Genomic DNA, 15,474 nt, shown 5'->3' with positions numbered 1-15,474 from the left:
AAAATCAAGTTATTGATAAGATCATGCCCATTGGATTTTGTTTTTTGCCTGAAAAAAGCAATATTACAGTCCATGAATTTGTTGCCGATTCAGTGGGATCTGACAACGTATTTCCGTGAATTGGTTCGCGACAGAGGCGATGCTGAGCTCGCCTTGATAATGGGTGGCTAACCAACGGTTGAGTTCCACGAGTGTGCCGTACCCCTCAAGATCCATCAGTTGTCCCTGTAATTTAGTTAAGGCATTGCCCGAGAGCCCGATGCCGTTATCGCGCACTATTATCGTGAGCTTGCCATCTTGATAGTTAACATCAATCTGTAAGGTTTTTGGACTATCGAAAGGCACTTCATTGGGGAAAGCGTGTACTAGTGTATTGTTAATTAAGCGGTAACTTAGATAAAATAGGTGCCAAGAGGGCAGAGATACCGCCAGTGACTGTTCGCTGTTCACCTGCCATTGTACCTGTTTTTGTTTCAGTTGCGGCGCCAGCATCGCCAGCATATCTTGTAAGTACTGTTCAAGCTGGATTGATTTGGTTTCTTGATATTCACATAACAGCAATGGTTGTGTATGGCGTAATATATCGATCTGCTCGGCTAGAATCTCTGTTAGATGTTCGGCATGAACCTTATCTGTCATTAGGGGGGCGACGCGGCCTTGGCTGGTGACTTTTTGTAGTTGGGTAAACAGGTGCTCAAGTGCGGTTAATTGTTGCTTATTAAGTTGCTGTACTATGTGCAACAAAATTTGTTGTTGGTCGTGTTCGCTACCAGGTTGAGTCACTGACTTGTTGTAACTTATCGGGGCATTAGGAGCTGCGTTAGCCTGTTTGTCTTCTTTAAAGGCCAATTCTTGTTTCGCAGTCAACTCGAGAGTCTGTTGTAATTGTGCATTGAGTGTTATTAATTCCTGAATGCGGGCATCACTTTCCACTTGCTGCGCTTTTAAACGACTAATGTCCATTGCCATGCCGCCCAATGCGATAAGGTTGCCGTCGGTATCGTTGATAGGGTATTTACTGACCAAATAGGTTAACTCGCCATGAATGGTGGGGATTGGCTGCTCAAAACTTTGGCCATTATCGCTGTTTTTAACGATAGCATCATGGTGCGCGATAATGTCTGCAATATGCGGTGGGTAAATTTCACTGTCTCTTGCGCCCAAGATCTGTTTGCGTTCTAGGCCTAATATTTCACAAAACTTGTCGTTTACTAAGGTATATCTACCTGTCATATCTTTAATGCAAATGAGATTTTGAGACGCGTTGAGTAACGAATTAATGAGCTCTTTTTTGCTTTCCAACTCTGTTTTTGCCTGTTGTTGCATCGCCAATTGCTGCTCTAATGCCAGGTTACTGGCATCTAAGCTGGCGTAAGCAATCTCCAGTTGATTACTGCGGGCCACGAAGGCCTTAGCTAGCTGACCGATCTCGTCTTGGCGAGTATTGGCATCAAGTGCTAGCCAACCTAGATTACCGCTTTGTAATGCCGAGGATATTTGAAAAATAGGTCGAATAAACAGCTTATGTTGAAAGACAAATAAGATGATGAGTGCCAGAAGTTGTGACAGTAATAAAAATGCCCCAATTTTCATTGCGATGGCATTGGCTTGCTGCGATAACCCTGAAATGGGGGTGACTAAAATGATTTTCCATAACGTTTCTTCCATGGTAAGGATTGAGATAATTACAGGTTCGTTGAGCAGTGGGCCTGTATCGAGTGTTAAGGTCTCTACGGCTTGTTTATAGGCTTTAGGTTGCAGCGATGCGTTAATAACGGCAAGCAATCTGTCATGTTGCTCAGAAGAGAGACTATCGAGTAATGGTTGCAGCTGTGCCCTTTGATAAGCAGGTTTTGTCATTATCTGTTGATAGAACTCTTGGTCCATCTGCGTTATCGCGGTAGCTAAGGGGGATAATTCAGGGTAATGGCTCACTAGGTGGGTGAAAGACTTTCCTAAATGTGGCGATTCATTATCATTATTTTTGAAAGGGTCGCTTAACAGATTGTTGTAAGCATCTAAGGCGATAATATAACCTTTTGATAATGGGTTTTGGTCAGAATACGTCAGCAACTTATCAATACCACTTAATGCCATATCTACGGTTGCTACGCCAACAAATTGATGGTCGACACGCATTGGAATAGACGCCGTGATCATTAATTCCTTGGTATAGGGGTCAATATAAGATTGTGACCAATGCGTATGGCGGTCTTGTAGATACTTTGCCGGCGTATACCAACTCGTTTCATCGTATCTTAAATCATTGTTTGGGAGGTTGTAGTCATCGATTTTACGGAATTGCTGGTTGTCATCCCTAGCCCAAAAAAAACTGTCGAGCGACACCTGAGCCGTCGTATGTTTCGGCTCAGGCCAAATGCCACCGCTGGCAATTAGTTGTTGATCGTTTTCCATTGTCAGCAAGGGGGAGATTAACTTATCAATTTGCTTCGCTTGCTCATAATAAGTTTCTCCAACCGTGCCCAGTGAACGGGTCAAGGTTTCTACTTTCGATGTAATTTGTTGTAACTGAGCAATAACCGCGCGGGCATAGCTTTGGCTTAAGGACAGCTGGGTGTCCATATGATGTATTTTTTCAGCGTTAAAAATAAACCAGGTACTGGAGGCAATAATGAGCACGGCGACCACAAATTGAACCAGGATAAATTTAACCGTTAGGCTGTTTTTCCATTGGGTATTACGCATTGTTGTATTGTGTTTAGTGTGTGTGGCCATTTCAGCTGCAATTCCTGTAACCCAACGCGATTGGTCAAGATTAAATCAAAACAGACTGAGATTAAATAGTAAAGCAAAAACAGAGTGCTAGCCTTGTGATTAAAAAGGCCAGCACTCTATGATGTTAAACTTTTAGGCCGATGAGTAATTGATCTAATTGCTCTGCTGTGGCGTGTAATTCGTCGCAACCAGATACTGATTGGTTGGCTGATGTCTCAACATCATGGGATTGGTTACGTATTTCCATGAGATTTGTGGCAATTTCATTCGCTACGGCAGATTGTTGTTCTGCTGAAGTCGCGATCATCACACTCATTTCGTACACTTTTTCACTATGTTGTGCAATCGCTGTTAAGTCTTTACCTGTGTCGAGAACATGTTGCTTACCATTTTGTGCCAAATCCACGGTGCGCTTCATTACTTGAGTTAAATTTTGTGAACCGTTTTGTAAGGCTTCAATCATGGTTTTAATTTCGACAGTAGCGGCTTGAGTCCGCCCAGCTAATGTGCGCACCTCATCGGCAACTACGGCAAAGCCGCGTCCCTGTTCACCGGCTCGGGCGGCTTCAATGGCAGCGTTCAATGCTAGTAGGTTAGTTTGCTCAGAAATTGCGTTAATGGTCGATACCACTTCATCAATTTTACTGGCATTCTCATTGAGCACATTGACGGCATTAGCGGCGTCACCAATCTCATTTGATAGCACACCAATGGCATCGACAGTAATGGCAATATCTTTAGAACCTGCCTCAACTTGTTGGTTAGCTTCTTGGGTTTCACTAGATGACAGCTCGGCGTTACGGGCTACCTCTTTTACCGCGGCCGTCATCTGCTCCATGGCGGTGGCGAGTGAGTCTAAATGCTGACGTTGCCCTGCTGCCAAGTGCTGACCTTCTTCAGCGGTTTGTCTAAAGTTTTGTACGACATTACGAATTTGGCTGCTGGCCTGGGATAGTTGGCGTACAAGGTTGTGCTGGCGCTCTACCAATGTATCTATGCTAATCGCCAAAATACTAAATTCATCTTTCACTTCGAAGAAGTTAAGTCGACCCGTAAGGTCGCCATCGGCAGCACGTTTTAGCGCCATCACACTGGTGTATAGAGCACCGCCAACAAAGGTCGATATATAGTAACAGGCGATTAAGATGATTAAGGTCAACACTAACAAGCTAGCCAATACATAAGGTTTCGCCGAATCGAGTGTATGACTTAAATTATCGACCTTAACAATGGCGATAAGTCCGCTATCGGTTACGCGGCTGTAAGCGTTAACACTGTCGTCACTAACGTTACTGCCACCCCCTTGCGATGCAATACGGGCCGTATCAGCAGTTAATGACTCGGTATATGTTGCTATCTGTTGTTGAGTTAAAGCACGTTTAAAGGCGACTTGTTGCTCAGTAGGTATGTATTGAGAACTGAGTTCAATGACATCGGCCAACTGCTGTGCATAGTTAACACTTGTGACTTGATGGCTTTGACGCAGTTGATTATTGAACTGGCCATATAAAATGCTGGCTAAGCCAAGTAAGGTGATGATTGGAATAATCGCTAAAATGGTAAACTTTGTTTTTAAGGTCATGTGGATCAGGTATTGATCTATCCACCTAAACTTGACTTCTTTCATCGAAATACTCGTTTGTTGCGCTAAATAATATCTATCTTATCGGATTGAAATGTCATAACTTAATAGAAAATATGACCACTTACGTTTGTTTGTTGTTTATTTGTGCAACTTGTTTTCAATAGTCGTTACTTGCACTGTTCTTGATTTGTTTGTTGTAGCGCCATGGTAACAAGGTAACTATTTTGTCATATTAGCTCATCAAACTCGCTTATCGTTTTCTGTCTGTTGGGTAGTTCAGTGAAACTCTTCGGAAAAATCATAAATAAGCCCTAGTCAAACGGCTTAGGCTCACGTAAAATTTGTCTCTTTTTCTATTTTCGCAAGATAAATAGTCAGCATATAGAAAGTCTTGGCTCTCGAACTCGGGACCGGGCGTACTGGAAGAGATGATGTCACAGTTAACAGAAATCGTAGAACAGGCCTTGCAGGCTATCGAAGGGACAGATGATCTGAAAGCCCTCGATGAGCTTCGTGTCGATTACCTAGGTAAAAAAGGTAAGATCACCGACATGATGAAAATGATGGGTAAGCTTAGTGCAGAAGAGAAGCCTGCTTTCGGTCAAGCAGTTAACCAAGCTAAGCAAGCCGTACAACAGAAGTTATCTGAGCGTATAGACGGGTTAAAATCAGCCGAACTTGAAGCGAAATTAGCGGCAGAAAGTATTGATGTGACCTTGCCAGGACGTCGTATTGATAATGGCGGGCTACATCCTGTTACGCGAACTATCGAACGTATTGAAACTTTCTTTGGTGAACTTGGTTTTAGCGTTAAGCAGGGGCCTGAAATTGAGGATGATTTCCATAATTTCGATGCGCTCAATATTTCGGAGCATCATCCGGCTCGTGCCGATCATGACACTTTCTACTTTAATCCTAAGTTAATGTTGCGTACCCAAACCTCGGGTGTACAGATCCGTACTATGGAAAACGAGAAGCCGCCATTGAGAATTATCTCTCCGGGCCGCGTTTACCGTAATGACTATGATCAAACCCACACGCCGATGTTTCATCAGGTAGAAGGTTTGTTAGTTGATGAGCATGTTAATTTTGCCGAACTAAAAGGGATCCTGCACGATTTCTTGCGTAACTTTTTTGAAGAAGATTTACAAGTACGCTTCCGTCCATCTTATTTTCCTTTCACTGAGCCTTCAGCGGAAGTTGACGTGATGGGTAAAAACGGTAAGTGGTTAGAAGTATTGGGTTGCGGCATGGTACATCCTAATGTGCTGCGCAGCGTAGGAATTGATCCTGAAAAGTATCAAGGCTTTGCCTTTGGTATGGGGGTTGAGCGTTTATCGATGTTACGTTACGGCGTTAACGATTTGCGTTCATTCTTCGAGAACGATCTGCGCTTTCTTAAGCAATTCAAATAACGGAGCGAGTAAAAATGAAATTTAGCGAATCTTGGCTTCGTGAGTGGGTTAACCCAAGTGTGACCCGAGAAGAATTATCTCACCAAATTACCATGGCAGGTCTTGAAGTCGATGGAATCGACGCCGTTGCAGGTGAGTTTTCTGGCGTAATTATTGGTGAGGTGGTCGAATGTGGCCAACATCCAGATGCCGATAAATTGCGCGTAACTAAAATTAATGTGGGTCAAAATGAGTTGATCGACATCGTTTGCGGTGCACCTAACTGTCGTTTAGGACTAAAAGTGGCCGTGGCTATGGTTGGCGCCGTATTACCGGGCGACTTTAAAATTAAGAAGGCCAAACTGCGTGGTCAACCTTCATTCGGTATGCTTTGTTCATACGGCGAACTGGGTATCGATATCGAAAGTGATGGCATTATTGAACTGCCATTAGATGCGCCAATTGGGACAGATGTCCGTGAGTACCTTGATCTAGATGATGCTGTGATTGACGTTGATTTAACGGCGAACCGCGCAGATTGTTTAGGTATGGTAGGTCTGGCTCGTGAAGTGGGTGTATTAAATCGTCAAGCGGTGACTGAGCCAACATGGGAAGCGGTAACGCCGACGATTACTGACGCTGTCGTTATTGATAACCAAGCGCCAGCGGCATGCCCACGCTATTTAGGCCGCATAGTTAAAAACATCAACGTTAAGGCACAAACACCGGTATGGATGCAAGAGAAGCTGCGCCGTAGTGGTATTCGCTCTATCGATCCGATAGTTGATATCACTAACTATGTGTTGATTGAGTTTGGTCAACCTATGCACGCTTTCGATTTAGCCACCGTAAACGGTGATATCGTGGTGCGTTTGGCGGATGGTGAAGAAAAACTGACCTTGCTTGATGGCAATGAAATTACGGTGCCGGCTGATACTTTAGTGATAGCCGATCAACAGCAAGCATTGGCGTTGGCCGGTGTATTTGGTGGTGAAGCATCGGGCGTAACCGCTGAGACTAAAGACATTATGCTTGAGTGTGCGTTTTTTGCGCCGCTGGCCATTATGGGCAAATCACGTCGTTTAGGTTTGCACACTGATGCATCACATCGTTTTGAGCGTGGTGTCGACCCAGAACTGCAAGCTAAAGTGATGGACAGAGCCACGCGTCTAGTGCTTGATATCTGCGGCGGCGAAGCCGGTCCAGTGGTTGAGTCTAAATCTGATGCGCATTTACCCAAGCCTGTAAGCATTACGTTACGTCGTAGCAAGCTTGATCGCGTATTGGGTCATCATATTGCCGACAATGACGTTACTGAAATTCTGCAACGTTTAGGCTTTATTGTTGAGCCAATCGATGGCGCTTGGAATGTGACCACGGCGACTTACCGTTTTGATATGGCGATTGAAGAAGACCTTATTGAAGAAGTAGCGCGAATTTATGGTTATAACAATATCCCTAATACGGCTCCAATAGCAGCGCTACGCATGCCAGATCATAAAGAATCTGACATCGATTTAAAGCGTGTGCGAGCAATGATGGTGGCGCGAGGTTTCCAAGAAGCGGTGACCTATAGTTTTGTTGATCCTAAGCAGCAAGCACTTATTCATCCTGATGCGCCAGCGATGATTTTGCCTAATCCTATTTCGGTAGAGATGTCAGCGATGCGTTTGTCGATGTTTACTGGCTTATTGACTGCAGTAGGTTATAACCAAAGTCGTCAACAAAATCGTGTGCGTCTATTTGAAACTGGCCTTCGTTTTGTACCAGATGAAGTCGCAGAATCACAAGTACGTCAGCAAGCGATGCTGGGTGCGGTGATTTCAGGTAACCAACATGATGAACATTGGTCAATGGAGTCGAAAACGGTCGACTTTTTCGACCTTAAAGGTGACTTAGAAGCCATAATCGGCTTGACAGTATCTGATGAAGAATTTACTTTTAGATCAGCATCTCATCCGGCATTACATCCGGGGCAATGTGCTGAAATATTAAGAAATGATCGCGTCATAGGTGTCATAGGAGCCGTCCATCCTAGCTTAGAAAAGCCATTTGGATTGAACGGTAAAACCATTATTTTTGAGCTTGAATTAGACGCTTTATTACATGCAAGTTTGCCGCAAGCCCAGGCTGTGTCTAAGTTTCCTGCAAACCGTAGAGACATTGCCATCGTCGTTGATGAGCAGGTATCTGCGGCCGATGTTATAAATTTGATAAGAAAAGTTGGCGAAAATCAGTTGGTTGGCTTAAACTTGTTCGATGTATACCAAGGTAAAGGTGTTGAACCAGGCAAAAAGAGCTTGGCGATAGCACTTACACTACAAGACAACGCTCGTACACTTGAAGAAAAAGAAATTGCAGAAGTCGTCGAAAAAGTAGTTTCTTCACTCAAGTCAGAGTTCAACGCATTGTTGAGGGATTAAAAGTATGGCACTTACCAAAGCCGAAATGGCAGAACATCTTTTTGAAACACTTGGTATTAATAAGCGAGTTGCAAAAGAGATGGTAGAGACGTTTTTCGAAGAGATTCGTCAAGCACTCGAAAACGGTGAGCAGGTCAAGTTATCTGGCTTTGGCAATTTTGACCTTAGGGACAAAAACCAAAGACCGGGAAGAAACCCAAAAACAGGCGAGGATATTCCAATTTCTGCTCGCCGTGTGGTGACTTTCCGTCCAGGACAGAAGCTCAAGAGCCGAGTCGAAGAGGCTAATAAAGCCGACAAATAACGTTACTTAGCGTGACAGTTTAAGGCCACTCACAGAGTGGCTTTTTCTGTTTTTTATTTACCGATTCATCTTATTTTTCGAAAGGTTAGAGGTTTAATTACTTGTCCAGAAAACCCAAATATTTTGACCGCCGTTTCAACCTTAGCTTATTACACCCTAAACTCTGGCCAACGTGGCTGGCGATTGGCTTGTTAGTCATTTTTGGTGCTATGCCAGCGCGCGTGCGTGATCCCATCGCGCGCATGATTGCTAAGTTAGTTAAAAAAGTGGCTAAAAAGCCGTTACGCATTGCAAGGGCTAATCTAGAAACCTGCTTCCCAGAAAAATCAGAGAGTGAAATTAATCAGTTACTCGATAATAACATCGAAAACTTTGTGATGATCTTGCTAGCACAATCAGAGTTACTTATTCGTTCAAGCGATAATTTACGCCGCCGAGTCATACTTGATGGCTTCGAACATGTGCAGCGAGCGCGTGATGCGGGTCAACCTGTTATCTTCATCATGCCCCATGTATGGGGAATTGAGTATGCGGGGCTGCGTCTGAATCTTGAGTTGCCTATGGTCTCTATGGCAAAAGCGCATCGTAATAAGCTCTTTGATTGGTTTAATAACCGTATGCGTAGTTCTCAAGGTGGCAATATCTATATGCGCGATGCTGGCATTCGGGCATTACTTTCCGAACTTAAGCAGGATAACAGTTTTTTCTATCTGCCCGATGAAGATTTAGGCCCAGAAAAAAGTGTGTTTGCACCATTCTTTGCCACAGTAAAAGCGACTCTGCCCGTGGTCGGTCGATTAGCGTCGGCTGGAAACGCTCAGGTAATGCCCGTTAAAATTGGCTACGATCAACAGCGCCGCAAATTCCAGTTGACTGTCATGCCGGCGATTTCTCCCGATGAGATGCAAGGCAAAGAAAATGAAGCCTTAGCGCTTAATCGCGTAGTAGAACAGGTGATCAGTGCATATCCTGAGCAGTATATGTGGTTTTTAAAAGTATTACGTACTCGTCCACCAGGTGAGGCGTCAATTTATTGAGTCGAATATTTACCTCGTATTGATACTTTAACTAGGCTAAATAAACAGGTGAGTCGGCAACTATTGCGATTTATCTGTTTATTGTCACATGTTGCCATTGTGCTAGACACTTCAAGTATCTGAATCCATTCTCAATAGTCTTATTATGCGCCATTAAATAACTCAATGGCTGCGTTATATCAAACATCTCATTGTGACATGATTTTTAGGGCACAGTAAGGCACTAGATTAAAGAGTAATATCGCTAATTTATAATGTGCTAAAAATGAGAAGTAAAACCCGTTTAATTGTTCCTTAGGGATCAGCATAATACGGCTATGTAGACGTTTAATGGGGGCGTTGAAAGCGATAAGCATCACTGCCATATAACTAAACAATACAATATTCAGTACAGTGCACCAGCCTAAAAAAGTACTGACGTAACCGATAGTGTCTATGTGGAGAGTATCCATAGTCGTCCCTTGTTATTAACGAGTCGTTATTCTTTCATTATAATTCGCATTAAGTCGCTTATGCGTTAATTTATGCCTTGTTCTTTTTAAAAGCGAGAGTCTTTGATTTTGCGATGGGATAACAACCAGCAAGGGGCCGATCATTGGGCCATTTAACAATGTCGAGTGACAAAGTTAAGCAGGGGTTGGCTAAAAAAACCGCAATGCTAGTAGCGATTACGGTTTCATAGAAGACAATGCGAAAGTGGATCAGCGATTAATCCACAATTAGTTGATACTCATTACGCAGCACATCAATCACTTCTTGGCGAGGATTGTCGCTAAGATTAAGTTTCTCACCAATAATGGTTTCTGCTATTCCAACATAGGTATTGGAGATATCCATCATCACGTCTGTCGGCAGCTTATTATCGCGAGCGAGGGCAAAGCGCTCGGGCATACGCTCTTTGTTGAGTAAAATATCAGGATCAGGGAAATGGTTAAGTAGCCACTGGCGGAACCCTTCTTTCGATTTCTCGACGATTTTACCATTACGATGTGCTTCACCATCCCAAATACGAGATGAATCGGGCGTGCCAACTTCATCCATATAGATAAGCTTTTCTTGGCCGCTGGCATCTTTTACATAGCCAAATTCAAACTTGGTATCGACAAAAATCTGATCTTGTTCTGCTAGGGCGTCACTGATCACGGCAAAGCCTTCTTTGAGAAGCTTCTCATATAAGTCGATGTCGCTTATTGAACGAAAGTTAAAGCCTTTAAGGTGCCGCTCAAGAGCGGCGCGAGAGACGTTGACATCATCAGCTTCCGGGACGCCTTCAAGACCCGTTAACACCCCTTTGGTTGACGGAGTGATCAACACTTCATCCAGCTTTTGATCTTTTTCTAGGCCTTCAGGTAGGGTGATACCGCAAAAATCACGCTCACCTTTGCTGTATGCACGCCACATGGAACCGGTGATGTATTGTCTTGCGATCGCTTCAACCATCACTGGCTGGGCTTTTTGGACGATCCATACGAATGGATGCGGCACATCAAGAATATGACTATCGGCTAGCCCTTTCTCTTTAAACAGTTTGAACCAATGGTTTGAGATGGCATTGAGTGCGGCGCCTTTTCCAGGTACACCATTGAGGCCATTCTCGCCTTGCCAAATACAGTCAAAGGCCGAAATACGGTCACTTATCACCATAATGGCTAGCGGGGTATCGGTGGGTACGTCATATCCTTTTTGCTCAATAAGACGGGCACTGTCCTCGGCGGTTAACCAATATACGCTGCGTACTTTGCCTGAATGAACTGCTTTATCGGTACGGATCGGCAGATCATCGTTAACGGCTAAAACTTTGTTTGATTGATTCATAGGGTATTATTTTTTTATGTATTGAGTAGAGGGATAAATTACGCCGAAATTGTAGCAGAACTCGAGACTGACAACAGCTCTTTCGGTATAAAAGCAGTTGGAAAACAGTGTGTTTTCTTTAGCAGATGATCAATCTCTTAGAACTGGGTATAAAAGTGCTAAATCCCTTACTTCTATTGGGCTTAAAGCCAATAAAAAAGAGGCTTACTTAATGTAAGTAGGCCTCTTTTTTAACACATGTTGATCTGTATTACTGACTAGGTTTGCTATGGCGCGCTAATAAGTTAGCCGTAATGTCTGCCAGCGATAACTCTTGATCTTCTAGTAGCACGAGTAAGTGATACATCAGATCGGATGCTTCATCGATTAGCTCAGGTTTATCATTCGTCGCGGCTGCTAATGCGGTTTCCAATCCCTCTTCGCCCACTTTTTGAGCAATACGCTTAGTGCCACGCTCAAATAGATGGGCGGTATAGCTCGACTTGGCATCTTGGCCCTTACGTGAAGCAATTAGCTTAGCAAGGTTATCGATAAACGGATGGGCATCGCCATCAGGCCAGCAGCTTTCTCGCTCAAGGTGGCAGGTGGGACCATTTGGGATCACTTGCACTAATAAGCTGTCATCATCACAGTCACAATCGATGGCCACTAAATCTAGGGTGTTACCTGAGGTTTCACCTTTAGTCCATAGGCGTTGCTTGCTGCGACTAAAGAAGGTGACCATTTTGGTGTCTAAGGTTTTTGCTAATGCGGCTTTATCCATATAGCCGAGCATTAATACTTTACCTGTAAGGTGGTTTTGTACCACGACGGGGATCAGTCCCTGTTGTTTATCCCAATCTAAATTGGAAAAATCTTCTATGTTTTTCATTGTTAATCCTTGAGCCTTATCAGCTTGCGGTTACAAACGCATCTGGATGCCATTATCTTGTAGGTAACGTTTTAATGCTTGAATGTCGATGATCCCTTTATGAAATACACTGGCAGCCAATGCCGCATCCACTTTGGCCTCTTCAAAGACTGCTTTAAAATGCGCCATAGTACCGGCACCACCTGAGGCAATTAAGGGGACATCGCATATCGCTCTGATCATTGAGAGCTGTTTTATATCATAGCCTTGGCGCACGCCGTCTTGGTTCATCACATTGAGTACGATCTCGCCACAGCCGCGTTTTTGCACCTCTTCGACCCAGTCTTGGGTATACCACTGGGTATCTTTGGTGGCGGCTTCATCCCCTGTAAACTGCTTGACCTTGTAGCTATTGCTGTCGGTGTCGTAGAAGGAGTCAATACCAATGACGATGCATTGGCGGCCAAACTCATCTTGCAGGCGATCGATAAGATTTGGATCGCTTAAAGCGGGTGAGTTTATCGAGATTTTATCGGCGCCAAAGGCAAGCTTTTCTCGCGCTTGAGCAATCGTTTTTATTCCGCCCGCAACACAGAAGGGGATATCAATCTGCTCGGCAACCCGGCTCACCCAACTTTTATCAACCACACGGTCGTGTGCGCTGGCGGTAATATCATAAAACACCAGTTCATCGGCGCCCTCAACGGCGTAACGTGCGGCCAAAGGGACTATGTCGCCAACAATTTCATGGTTACGAAACTGGACGCCTTTAACCACTTTACCTTCGCGGACATCGAGGCAGGGGACTATGCGTTTGGCCAACATTGGATAGCCTCCTCGACACTAAAGTTTTCAATTAATAGGGCTTTGCCGATAATAATACCGCTGACGCCACTGTCTCTTACTGCGGCAACGTCCTCGAGAGTAGCAATACCACCAGACGCTTGCCATGCAATATCGGGATAACGCTGCGCGATCTCTTGGTATAATTCGGTGTTACTGCCTTTCAGGGTGCCATCACGACTAATGTCGGTCACCAGTGCGTGTTTTAGGCCATAAGGTGTAAAGGCTTCCACTAAGGACTCTAAGGTTTTACCGCCACCCGATTGCCAGCCTGACACGGCAACGATTTTCTCGCCCACGTCATTGATATTGACATCGAGGGCTAAACAGATGGCGTCGCTACCATATTTGGTAAACCAACTTTGCACCAGTGCCGTCTCTTTCACCGCGAGTGAGCCTATCACCACTCGTTTGACGCCAATATCCAGCAGCTCCGCTACTTGGGCTTCGCTGCGAATGCCGCCGCCCACTTGAATATTGGCATCAAGCCCGTTCACTAGCTCAGCTATCAATGCTGTTTGGCGTAGTTCGGGATCTTTGGCGCCTGTAAGGTCAACGATATGTAGCCACTGGGCGCCCTGTGCTTGATAAGATTGCAGTTGGCTTAATGGACTTAAGGCAAAGGTGGTTTGCTGGTTATAGTCACCTTGATAGAGGCGAACCACTTGGCCGTCGATAAGATCGATTGCGGGGATAATCATTGGGCGACCTCCGGTTTTTGTGGATTTAGACTGTCACGGGTCATTTTCATAAAGTTTTTCAGGATCTGAGCGCCAATGGCGGCACTTTTTTCAGGGTGAAACTGCACCCCCATAAAGTTATCCTTGGCGATGGCCGCACTAAAGGGCTCGCCATATTGACTGCTAGCAATGGTGTATTGGCTGATCGGCGCGCGGTAGCTATGAACAAAATAGACGTAACTGCCAGCGGCAATTCCTTCAAATAGTGGATGGGCCGTTGGCGTTATCTGGTTCCACCCCATGTGCGGCAGTGGCAGCCCGTGGCTATCGAGATCGCTAATCTCGGTGTCGATAAGTCCTAAGCAGCGACAACCGTCAGTGCTGTTTTTTACTGCAAAGTTACCGCGCTCAGTCGAAGAGTTGGTCATAATCTGCATGCCAAGACAGACGCCGAGTACGGGTTGGCTCAGTGACTTAATGGTATCAACGAGGGCTTTGTCATTAAGTGAGGCCATTGCCGCTTGAGCGCTACCGACACCAGGCAATACTACGCGGGTAGCGGCTTTGATCTTGGCTAAATCGTCGCTGATTTGAACATCGGCGCCGATACGCTCAAACGCATAGCGAACCGAGCTTAAATTGGCACAGCCAGTGTCTATGATAATGGTGCTGGCTCTATCATTGCTCATAACACACCTTTACTTGATGGCAAGGCATCACCTTCGACTTTGACGGCTTGGCGAAGGGTGCGACCAAGCACTTTAAACAGACTTTCGACCTTGTGGTGATCGTTATCGCCATTGGTGGATAAGTGCAGGGTGCAGCGCAGGCCATCGGCGAAAGAGCGGAAAAAATGTGGCACCATTTCGGTGGCCATCTCGCCCACCATTTCACGCTCAAATTGGCCGTCAAACTTGATGAACGGCCGTCCTGATAAGTCCAGCAAACATGAGGCACTGGCTTCATCCATAGGGATGCTAAAGCCAAAGCGGGCGATGCCGCGCTTATCACCTAGGGCTTGCCTTAGTGCGTCACCAATGGCTAAGGCGGTATCTTCGACGCTATGGTGATCATCAATTTCTAAGTCACCATCGACGCTAACATCCATCTTAAAGCTGCCGTGGGTGGCAATTTGATCGAGCATGTGGTCAAAAAAGCCGATGCCAGTATTGATGTCGCTTTTCTGCTGGCTATCTAAATCAATGGTGACGCGAATGTCGGTTTCTTTGGTGGTGCGCACGACCGTTGCGACGCGATCGCTGCAAAGGAGCTTATCGGCAATCGCATCCCAGTTTAGGGTCTCACGGTTGTACTGCAGTCCGGCTATTCCCATGGCATCGGCAAGACCTAAATCGGTTTCTCTGTCGCCAATCACGGCAGAGGCGGTAAAGTCGACGCGGCCTTCGGTAAGGTAAGATTTAACTAACCCCAGTTTAGGTTTGCGGCAACTGCAGTTCTCATCATTAAAATGAGGGCAGATCAGCACGTCATCGAAGACCACACCTTGGCTGGTTAAGATCTGCATCATCATGTTCTGCGGCGTGTCAAAATCATCTTTAGGGAACGAAGGCGTGCCCAACCCATCTTGGTTACTGACCATCACGAGTCGATACCCCGCTTTTTGCAGCTTAAGCAGCGCAGGGATCACCTGTGGCTCAAAGACCAACTTGGCTAAACTATCAACTTGCTTGTCGGTGATTGGCTCTTCGATGATGGTGCCATCTCTATCGATAAAAAGGATCTTTTGTTTCATCTTTATTCTACCTTCAATGTCAATTCTTATTCTGTGCCACTAGTTAGGGTTATA

13 protein-coding genes are annotated in these 15,474 nt (G+C 45.1%); 4 read left to right on the top strand and 9 right to left on the bottom strand.

Translation table 11 applies throughout. From position 1 onward, the window contains the following. Nucleotides 1–63: 63 nt before the first annotated feature. Nucleotides 64–2,736, bottom strand: coding sequence for a PAS domain-containing protein (locus AC5YB1_RS11315; protein ID WP_494519253.1), 2,673 nt, complete (start codon nt 2,734–2,736; stop codon nt 64–66). 124 nt (nt 2,737–2,860) lie between these two features. Continuing rightward, nucleotides 2,861–4,363, bottom strand: coding sequence for a methyl-accepting chemotaxis protein (locus tag AC5YB1_RS11310; RefSeq protein ID WP_494519252.1), 1,503 nt, complete (start codon nt 4,361–4,363; stop codon nt 2,861–2,863). 389 nt (nt 4,364–4,752) lie between these two features. On the opposite strand from AC5YB1_RS11310, the gene pheS reads away from it, so the two are divergent. The 4 genes from pheS (at nt 4,753) to lpxM (ending at nt 9,479) form a co-directional block, all read left to right on the top strand. After that, a complete protein-coding gene (gene pheS / locus AC5YB1_RS11305) occupies nt 4,753–5,736 on the top strand; it encodes a phenylalanine--tRNA ligase subunit alpha (protein WP_475516970.1) in 984 nt (327 codons plus the stop codon). A 14-nt stretch (nt 5,737–5,750) separates the two neighbouring features. Then, the gene (gene pheT / locus AC5YB1_RS11300) at nt 5,751–8,138 is read left to right on the top strand and encodes a phenylalanine--tRNA ligase subunit beta (RefSeq protein ID WP_494519251.1); all 2,388 of its coding nucleotides are present in this window, start codon (nt 5,751–5,753) and stop codon (nt 8,136–8,138) included. A 4-nt stretch (nt 8,139–8,142) separates the two neighbouring features. Continuing rightward, nucleotides 8,143–8,442: an integration host factor subunit alpha gene (ihfA, locus tag AC5YB1_RS11295; protein ID WP_110458038.1), complete on the top strand. Its 300-nt coding sequence runs from the start codon at nt 8,143–8,145 to the stop codon at nt 8,440–8,442. 101 nt (nt 8,443–8,543) lie between these two features. Continuing rightward, nucleotides 8,544–9,479 carry a lauroyl-Kdo(2)-lipid IV(A) myristoyltransferase gene (gene lpxM / locus AC5YB1_RS11290; protein WP_494519250.1) on the top strand — a complete coding sequence of 312 codons (936 nt, stop codon included), beginning with the start codon at nt 8,544–8,546 and terminating at the stop codon, nt 9,477–9,479. Between the two features lie 188 nt (nt 9,480–9,667). Here the strand turns inward: lpxM and AC5YB1_RS11285 are convergent, their stop codons facing one another. The 7 genes from AC5YB1_RS11285 to hisB all read right to left on the bottom strand — a co-directional run bounded on the left by AC5YB1_RS11285 (nt 9,668) and on the right by hisB (nt 15,420). Next, nucleotides 9,668–9,931: a DUF6868 family protein gene (locus AC5YB1_RS11285; RefSeq protein ID WP_475516707.1), complete on the bottom strand. Its 264-nt coding sequence runs from the start codon at nt 9,929–9,931 to the stop codon at nt 9,668–9,670. A 256-nt stretch (nt 9,932–10,187) separates the two neighbouring features. Next, complete coding sequence (locus AC5YB1_RS11280) at nt 10,188–11,294, bottom strand: phosphoribosylaminoimidazolesuccinocarboxamide synthase (protein WP_494519249.1); 1,107 nt, start codon at nt 11,292–11,294, stop codon at nt 10,188–10,190. A gap of 250 nt (nt 11,295–11,544) precedes the next feature. Continuing rightward, the gene (hisIE, locus tag AC5YB1_RS11275; RefSeq protein ID WP_494519248.1) at nt 11,545–12,165 is read right to left on the bottom strand and encodes a bifunctional phosphoribosyl-AMP cyclohydrolase/phosphoribosyl-ATP diphosphatase HisIE; all 621 of its coding nucleotides are present in this window, start codon (nt 12,163–12,165) and stop codon (nt 11,545–11,547) included. Between the two features lie 30 nt (nt 12,166–12,195). Beyond that, nucleotides 12,196–12,969 (bottom strand): imidazole glycerol phosphate synthase subunit HisF, encoded by a 774-nt coding sequence (gene hisF, locus AC5YB1_RS11270; protein WP_494519247.1) that lies wholly within the window; start codon nt 12,967–12,969, stop codon nt 12,196–12,198. Further along, a complete protein-coding gene (gene hisA / locus AC5YB1_RS11265) occupies nt 12,951–13,688 on the bottom strand; it encodes a 1-(5-phosphoribosyl)-5-[(5-phosphoribosylamino)methylideneamino]imidazole-4-carboxamide isomerase (protein WP_494519246.1) in 738 nt (245 codons plus the stop codon). Before hisA ends, hisF begins: the two co-directional genes overlap by 19 nt. Next, the gene (hisH, locus tag AC5YB1_RS11260; protein ID WP_494519245.1) at nt 13,685–14,356 is read right to left on the bottom strand and encodes an imidazole glycerol phosphate synthase subunit HisH; all 672 of its coding nucleotides are present in this window, start codon (nt 14,354–14,356) and stop codon (nt 13,685–13,687) included. Before hisH ends, hisA begins: the two co-directional genes overlap by 4 nt. Continuing rightward, nucleotides 14,353–15,420, bottom strand: a complete 1,068-nt coding sequence (hisB, locus tag AC5YB1_RS11255; RefSeq protein ID WP_494519244.1) for a bifunctional histidinol-phosphatase/imidazoleglycerol-phosphate dehydratase HisB — start codon at nt 15,418–15,420, stop codon at nt 14,353–14,355. Before hisB ends, hisH begins: the two co-directional genes overlap by 4 nt. Nucleotides 15,421–15,474 lie beyond the last annotated feature (54 nt).

This window comes from Shewanella sp. 433, from assembly GCF_059338565.1.
The sequence above is the reverse complement of the archived record's forward strand: the minus strand, read 5'-3'. Positions and strand labels throughout refer to the sequence as shown.

What these genes read in the sequence shown, in the direction of transcription:
- hisH (WP_494519245.1), bottom strand. Translation starts at nt 14,356, where the DNA reads ATGAGCAATGATAGAGCCAGCACCATTATCATAGACACTGGCTGTGCC.
- pheS (WP_475516970.1), top strand. Translation starts at nt 4,753, where the DNA reads ATGTCACAGTTAACAGAAATCGTAGAACAGGCCTTGCAGGCTATCGAA.
- AC5YB1_RS11310 (WP_494519252.1), bottom strand. Translation starts at nt 4,363, where the DNA reads ATGAAAGAAGTCAAGTTTAGGTGGATAGATCAATACCTGATCCACATG.
- AC5YB1_RS11285 (WP_475516707.1), bottom strand. Translation starts at nt 9,931, where the DNA reads ATGGATACTCTCCACATAGACACTATCGGTTACGTCAGTACTTTTTTA.
- hisB (WP_494519244.1), bottom strand. Translation starts at nt 15,420, where the DNA reads ATGAAACAAAAGATCCTTTTTATCGATAGAGATGGCACCATCATCGAA.
- hisF (WP_494519247.1), bottom strand. Translation starts at nt 12,969, where the DNA reads ATGTTGGCCAAACGCATAGTCCCCTGCCTCGATGTCCGCGAAGGTAAA.
- AC5YB1_RS11315 (WP_494519253.1), bottom strand. Translation starts at nt 2,736, where the DNA reads ATGGCCACACACACTAAACACAATACAACAATGCGTAATACCCAATGG.
- ihfA (WP_110458038.1), top strand. Translation starts at nt 8,143, where the DNA reads ATGGCACTTACCAAAGCCGAAATGGCAGAACATCTTTTTGAAACACTT.
- AC5YB1_RS11280 (WP_494519249.1), bottom strand. Translation starts at nt 11,294, where the DNA reads ATGAATCAATCAAACAAAGTTTTAGCCGTTAACGATGATCTGCCGATC.
- pheT (WP_494519251.1), top strand. Translation starts at nt 5,751, where the DNA reads ATGAAATTTAGCGAATCTTGGCTTCGTGAGTGGGTTAACCCAAGTGTG.
- hisIE (WP_494519248.1), bottom strand. Translation starts at nt 12,165, where the DNA reads ATGAAAAACATAGAAGATTTTTCCAATTTAGATTGGGATAAACAACAG.
- hisA (WP_494519246.1), bottom strand. Translation starts at nt 13,688, where the DNA reads ATGATTATCCCCGCAATCGATCTTATCGACGGCCAAGTGGTTCGCCTC.